The organism is Nocardiopsis sp. NPDC055824 (genome assembly GCF_053616335.1).
In genome coordinates this window covers 1-5,031 of the sequence record NZ_JBSHDN010000313.1, presented here as the reverse complement: position 1 = coordinate 5,031, position 5,031 = coordinate 1, and the positions used below count along the sequence as shown (strand labels likewise).

Here is a 5,031-nt window from a genome sequence, read left to right as displayed (position 1 = left end):
GCACCACCCGGGTGCGGGGCCCGCCGGGGCCTCGCGGCGGCTCAGTCCACGGGGTCCGGGCCCTTGGTGCCCGAGGGGCTGCTGGTGGGAGCGGCGCCGTCGCCCGCGGCGTACGCGTCGTAGTCCGACTCCAGGACCCCGGCCTCCTCCATCGCCAGGGCGATCCGGGCGCGGGTGGCCTCGTCGTGCAGGTACTCCAGCTCCGGTCGCTTGGGCAGGCGGCCGTCCCCGGAGGAGCGGCCCATGAGGCGGCGCCGCAGCCACGGCACCCCGTACTGGCGGGCCCAGCGGCGGTTCTCCCGGCGGCGCAGGATGCGGGGCAGCTGCTGGGGCGGTGTGCTCCACGGGTCGGTCCAGGACTCGCGCGGCCCCATGGGGAAGCCGAGGAGGTCGGCGATGCGGGCGGCGACGATCTGGTGGCCGGCCCCGTTGAGGTGCAGGCGGTCGTCGCTCCAGGCCCGGGAGTCGGTGAGGGCGTTGAGCGCCCACAGGTCGACGATCTCGGTGCCGGTGCGCTCGGCGACGGCGCGCATGTGCATGCTGAAGACCGCGATGCGGCCGCGGTAGTAGCGCAGCACGGGGATCCAGCCGGTGTCGTGCCCGGACAGGATCACCACGCGGATCCCGGCGTCGCGCAGGCGGCGGATGCCCCACTCGAAGTGCTCGGCCAGCTGGTCGAGGTCGCCGCCGGGGCGCAGGACGTCGTTGCCGCCCGCGAGGACGGTCACCAGGTCGGGCTTCCAGTCCAGCGTCTGGTCGAGCTGCTCGCCGAAGATGTGGCGCATGCGCCGGCCACGCACACCCAGGTTGGCGTACCGGAAGTCCGGGGAGATCGTGCCGAGGTGCTCCGCGAGACGGTCCGCGAATCCGCGGTACTCGCCGTTGGGGCCGCTGTCGTCTTCCATCCCCTCGGTGATGCTGTCGCCGATCGCCACGAACGACCGGATGACGTCCGGTCTGCTCGCGCGAGCGGCCGCTGGGGGATTCGTCTCAAGGTCTGTCACGTCAACCAATCATCCGGCTCGACCGTCCCACGCCTACGAAGCGCCGAGGGTGCGCGGGAACGGAATCCTGGTACGGGCCGCGGTGTACCGCCGACCCGGGTCCGAACACCGTCGACCCCTGGTCGGCCGCGGAGCGCGGCCACCCGGCCGAAGGTCGTTCGGGCGAGGACAGTGCCCGACCAGCATACCCACGACCGGCGTCGGAACGCCTGACCCGGGGGCCCGCCGGCCCGCTCCGGGTGGTCCCCTCTCCCCGGGCGGCCGCGCGCCCCTGTTTCGCGGAGAGGGCGCGTATATGACGGCACAGTGAATAACAACGACTGCTCGGTTCGATATGAGCCGCATGCCCCCTATGAGCTAGCTCACACGGCTTCGGGTTCCGCGGACACCGATCCCCCTTGTCACGGTCATCACACGGCGCGGTCACGGCGGGGTCGCCGCGGACCGGGCCGACCTGGGGGTACCCATGCGGCTCCGGGGCACGTACGATCTCGGGGAAGTGCTCACGGCACCCCTGTCCCCCGGCTCGCCGTGCCCACCCGCGAAGCACCGGACCGGTTCGCGGTCCGGCCCCCGTCCGGGTGAAGGGCGCGTACTGTGGTGCATCGAACCGAAGGCCCGTGCGGTTCCTCCCCAATTCACGTGCAGACACCAGGAGGTCGAGGTCCCCAGCGGATGAACGCCGTCTCTCCGATCTGCCTCGTCGACCTCGCTCCCGCCCTGCGGTGGTCGAGGTCGCCGGACGTGGCACCCCTTCTCCACCATGACCGGCTGATCGACGGCTGGTGGCACTCGCTCCCGGTCGCGCGCGTCCTGGACATCGCGGGCCCCCCGTGGCTGGCCCACGGCATCGCGCGCCTCGCGGTCGAGCAGTGGGGGCACGTGCCCCTCTCCGAGTTCCTGCCGAGCCTGCGGACCCAGCAGGTGAGCTGCGCGGACCTGTCCGAGCCGGTACGCGGCGCCGTCACCGCCGCCGCGGGCGACTGGGACCGCCTCATCTCCACCGCGCCCCAGGAGATCGGCGAGTGGCCGCTCTCCGGATGCGGGGTCCTCGACGTCGTGAGCACCGTCGCCTGGCGGGCGCTCCAGCCCTGCTGCGAGCTGCCCGGCGGCCCGACCCCCTCGCCGGCCCTGATGCTGGAGGCCGTGCGCACCATCGCGCACTGGATCCCCGACACGGTGCCGGACCACGTGCGCAGCGCCCTGGAGTACCTGAGCGCGGCCACGGGCGCCGACGGCGCGGCCGACGCCTCGGAGTCCGCCGGCCACGGCTCGACGCCGCCGCAGACACCCGCCACCCGCGCCATCCGGACCCTGCGCGCCCTGCGGGCCCAGCGCGAGGAGCGCGAGGGGGCCGAAGCCCCCTTCACGGAGGAGGCGCCCGTCAACGGGCACGGCGGCGCCGCGCCCACCGGCATGGTGAGCTCCGCCGCGATGCTCCCCGGTCCCGCGCCGGGCGCCGAGGCCGCCGACGCCGGGCGCGAGGGCGCCCCGGGCGACCTGCGCTCCCAGTTCCGCAGTTCGCTGGTGGGCCCCGGCCGCACGCTGCGCCGGCCCAGCTTCGGCCCGCCCAAGGCCATGCGGCCCGACCACGTCGAGGAGCGCCCCCCGGCCCCCGCCCTGGGCCAGCACCCCCTGGTGGACCTGGTCGAGGAGATGTTCCGCTCCTGGCCCGACCTGGAGCGGACGGTCGCCGCCGAGCGCCTCTTCGCCACCGACCCCATCAGCATCCGCGTGCTCTCCGAGCAGATCGCGGTGGACGTCACCGAGATCCGCGGCGCCCAGCGCAAGGTGGAGGAGCGCCTGCTGCGCTGGCTCAACTCGCCCGAGGGCGCGGCGGTCACCAAGCACATGCGCGAGCTGTCCGACCAGCTGGGGTCCGCGACCACCATCGACCGGCTGATCAACGCGCACCCCGACCACCCGGTGGACGTGCCCACCCTCAACACGCCCCTGTGGCGGGTCATCATCACCCTGTTCACCGACCGCCGCATGCACAACGGCTGGCTCATCGCCGACGACCCCAACCGCCTGCGCTGGCAGACCCGCGAGCTCCTGGGCGACGCCCCCGACATGACCGAGGCCGGCCTGCGGCTCGGCCGTATCGGCATCCGCCAGCAGGAGCTCCGGGCCTGGCTGCTGAGCACCCCCGGGGTGAGCCTGAAGGACGGGCACGTGTTCGTCGACGCCTCGGTCCCGATGGAGGCTCCCACCAGCCACCCGGGGCACATCGCCCCGGAGGACTCGGGCGCCACCACCGAGAACGGGCTGCCGATCCGGCGGCGCGTCGAGGGGCCCGGGGCCCCGGCGCAGCCCGAGCCCGTCGCCGCTCTTCCGGAGCACCGGCAGAGGACCGTCCACGACCAGGCGGGCGCGGTGTTCGTCCCCACAGGCCTCGAACCCCACCGGCCCGTGCTCCTCGGGCACCCGCACGGGGGTCCGGGCCCCGCCCTCCAGCCGGTCCTCGCCTCGCACGCCCCCGCGGCGCGCCCCGGCGCGAGCGACCCGGCGATGGCCGCCCGGTGCTTCCGCGCCCCGGACGGGCGCTGGTGGCACCGCATCGACATCACCGCCGACCACCTCAACGGCGCCCCCGTGGCCGTCCCCAACGGCTATGCCACGCACCTGGGGCTCCAGCCGGGCCGTCTGCTGTGCCTGACCGCGCCCGGAGCGGACCTGCTGGTCCTCGTCTGGAGGGACCAGCCCGCGTTCGACTCGCTGCGGCCGCTGCTGCGCCGCCAGGCCGCCCAGCCCGGCGACCGCATGTTCATCACCGTGGCGGGCGACCGCCTGGACGCGCGCAAGCTGCCCGCCACGGACCTGAGCGGGTACACGCCCGCGGCCCGGGCACTGCACCTGAGCGGGTACACGGCGCCCGCCTCCACCGACGAGGCCCTCAAGATCCTGTCGCGCCGTATCACCGACCACGACGACGACGCGCTCGCCGACCCGCAGTCGCTCATCGACCTGCTGAACCTGCGCGGTGACAACGACATCGCCGGGGAGCTGCGCTCGGGGCTGTTCGCCGCGCACTGACCCCTTCCGGGGGCTCCTGCGGCCCCTTCGATCCTCGCCGCCCCGGGACCGCCGTCCCGGGGCGGCTTCCGTCGTGCGCCCGCCTCTCCGCGAAAAGGCGCGCCCGGGGGTGTCCCACCAGGGGTCGAACCATGTAGGTTAGCCTCACCTAAGTAAGAATCGAGGTGGTTCCCCTGTCCACGTACCAGCACCTGGCTCCCCCGCCCGCCGAACGCGCGCGGTCGGTCCTGGGCCGTCCCAACCCCGTGACCGTGACGACCCGGGACCACGCCGTGCACCTCGACGAACCCGCCTGCCACATCCACCCCAACGGTTCCGTGAGCCTGCTGGTCCCCGACCGCCACCTCCTCCTGGAGCGGATCGGCCGCCACACCACCGCCGCCACGGTCGAGTTCACCGACACGGCCCCTGTGCCCCTGCGCGACCGCACACGCTCCCTCCTGTGGATCAGCGGCACCCTCACCCGGCTGGACCACCCGACGGCCCGTCTGCGCGCCCTCCGCGTCCTGCGCGACGATCCCGACGAACGGCTGCTCGACATCGGCCACGGACGGACGATGGTGGCCCTGGAGCCCTACCTGGTGGTCCACTCCGACACCGACGGCTGCCACCTCCTGCGCACGGACGAGTTCGTCCGCGCGCGCACCGACCCCTTCGGGCGCCGGGAGGGCGAGTGGCTGCGCCACCTGGAGGAGGACCACCCCGACATCCTGCACGCGATCGCCGTGCGCTCCCCCGAACCCCTGCCGCCCGGGCGACCGCGGCCGCTGGGCGTGGACCGGTACGGGATCACGCTCCGCTTCGAGGGCCCCGAGGGCGACGTCGACGCCCGGCTCCCCTTCAGCAGGCCCGCGGACACCCCCCACGACGTCGCGGCGGAGGTCCACGGCATGGCGGGCCTCCCCCACCGCTGCGGTCCCTGAGGAGCGGCCGCGCCGCCGGGGAGGGCGGCCGCGGCGGGAACCGGTCCCCGCGAGAGGCCCCCGACACA

General features: G+C 74.5%; 3 protein-coding genes. 2 read left to right on the top strand and 1 reads right to left on the bottom strand.

Annotation, left to right across the window (positions count from 1 at the left end):
• Positions 1 to 41: 41 nt before the first annotated feature.
• Positions 42 to 935, bottom strand: coding sequence for an SGNH/GDSL hydrolase family protein (locus ACWGL3_RS30905; protein ID WP_267950322.1), 894 nt, complete (start codon positions 933 to 935; stop codon positions 42 to 44).
• A gap of 744 nt (positions 936 to 1,679) precedes the next feature.
• Between ACWGL3_RS30905 and ACWGL3_RS30900 the strand changes: the two genes are divergently transcribed.
• Both ACWGL3_RS30900 and ACWGL3_RS30895 read left to right on the top strand, forming a co-directional pair.
• A complete protein-coding gene (locus ACWGL3_RS30900) occupies positions 1,680 to 4,040 on the top strand; it encodes a hypothetical protein (RefSeq protein ID WP_344183879.1) in 2,361 nt (786 codons plus the stop codon).
• 164 nt (positions 4,041 to 4,204) lie between these two features.
• A complete protein-coding gene (locus ACWGL3_RS30895; RefSeq protein ID WP_267949048.1) occupies positions 4,205 to 4,963 on the top strand; it encodes a DUF2470 domain-containing protein in 759 nt (252 codons plus the stop codon).
• Positions 4,964 to 5,031: the final 68 nt, after the last annotated feature.

Coding starts and splice junctions, on each gene's coding strand:
- ACWGL3_RS30900 (WP_344183879.1), top strand. CDS start 1,680: ATGAACGCCGTCTCTCCGATCTGCCTCGTCGACCTCGCTCCCGCCCTG.